Source organism: Roseateles sp. P5_B10 (assembly GCF_056400485.1).
The window spans coordinates 1-1,902 of the sequence record NZ_JBFULE010000931.1; the positions used below are offsets into that span (position 1 = coordinate 1).

Genomic DNA, 1,902 nt, shown 5'->3' on the forward strand with positions numbered 1-1,902 from the left:
CCCCCAGCCTCGCCACCCCGGCCGACATGGCCAAGACCCTCGTCAACTCGACGCTGATGGTCAAGTTCAGCGACGACAGCACCCAGGGCTTCTCGCTGTCGTATGCCCCCTTCTTCACGACCGGCGACCTGGTGCCGGACGGCAAGGGCGGAACCCTGCTGGCGGGCGGCTATGTCGACTTCGCCGRCAAGCCCATCATCGACACGACGGTGGCCGACAAGAACCGCCAGTTCTTCAGCGATTCGCCCGACGGCACCTCGCTGCTCAAGCTCGACAACGCCAGCGTTGCCGGCATCAAGGGCAACGCCGTCTTCGCCGTCGTGCAGTTCGAATACACGACCTGGGCGCAGGACGGCAAGACCGACATGTACGGCAAGCTGCCCTCGCCCATCGCCGTGCTGACGCTGGACCAGGACCCGGCCACAGGCAAGCTGTCGCTCGTGAAATACCACAACGTCGACACCGCACCGGCAATGGGCCTGTGGATCACCTGCGGCGCCAGCTTGTCGCCCTGGGGCACGCACCTGTCCAGCGAGGAGTACGAGCCCGACGCCTTCACGATCGCCAGCAACGCCCAGTTCAAGGCCTACAGCAAGAACCTGTTCGGCAGCGAGACCCAGGCCAACCCCTACCACTACGGCCACCTGCCGGAGGTCACCGTCAACCCCGACGGCAGCGGCACCATCAAGAAGCACTACTGCCTGGGCCGTATCTCGCATGAGCTGATCCAGGTCATGCCCGACAACCGCACCGCCATCATGGGCGACGACGCCACCAACGGCGGCTTCTTCATGTTCGTGGCCGACAAGGAGAAGGACCTCTCCGCCGGCTCGCTGTTTGTGGCCAAGTTCGGCGCCGGCTTCTCGCTGGACACGGCCGCCGCTGGCGCTCCCATCAGCTGGATCAAGCTTGGCTCGGCCACCAGCGCCGAGATCAAGGCCCTGGCGGACACGCTCAAGGCCACCGACATCATGGACGTGGCCACCACCGACCCGCTGGACGCCAGCTTCACCAAGATCTGGCTCAGCGGCAAGGTGCAGTGGGTGCGCGTGAAGGCCGGCATGGACAAGGCCGCCGCCTTCCTCGAAACCCACCGCTACGCCGCGCTCAAGGGCGGCTCGATGGCCTTCACCAAGATGGAGGGCACGACCGTCAACGCCAAGGACAAGGTCGCCTACTCCGCGCTGCAGAACATGCAGAGCTCCATGGTGCGTGGCAACGCCGCCTGGAACGAGGCCGCCAACATCACCATCGACAAGGCGCTGAACGCCGGCGGCGTGCTGGCCCACACGCTGAGCACGGGCCAGAAGGACACGGCAGGTGGTGCCATCACCAGCGACTGGGTGCCGTCACTGACCAAGACCCTGCTCATCGGCGAAGACCTCGCCACGGCCGACGCCCTGGGCAACCTTGCCAACCCCGACAAGATTGGCGCGCCCGACAACCTGAAGTTCTCGGAGAAGCTGCGCACCCTCTTCATCGGCGAGGACAGCAGCTACCACGTCAACAACTTCGTCTGGGCCTACAACGTCGACACCAAGGCGCTGACCCGCCTCGTGTCCATGCCCTCGGGCRCCGAGGCCACCGGCCTGGGCGTTGTGGACGACCTCAACGGCTGGACCTACATCACCAGCAACTTCCAGCATCCCGGCGACTGGGGCGTGCCGCTGCACAACGTGGTCAAGGCCACGCTGGACCCGCTGGTGCGCGCCAACTATAAGGACCGCTTTGGCGCCCAGGTGGGCTATCTGACCGGTGCGGCCACGAGCGTCAAACTGGCCAAGATCGGCTGATTGCYGGCGTCTGACTGAAGGGCTGCGTGAGCAGCCCTTTCTCATGGGTCATTGCGCCCGGCACCTATCGCATCACCATGGCTCGGCCGCAGGCTGCACGCCCTCGCCG

The 1,902-nt window shown here is 65.7% G+C and carries 1 protein-coding gene; it reads left to right on the forward strand.

The window, feature by feature from the left end:
• Positions 1 to 1,793 (forward strand): PhoX family protein (locus tag AC1DU6_RS29395; RefSeq protein WP_477861519.1); only part of this gene is annotated, 1,793 nt, incomplete at its 5' end.
• Positions 1,794 to 1,902: the final 109 nt, after the last annotated feature.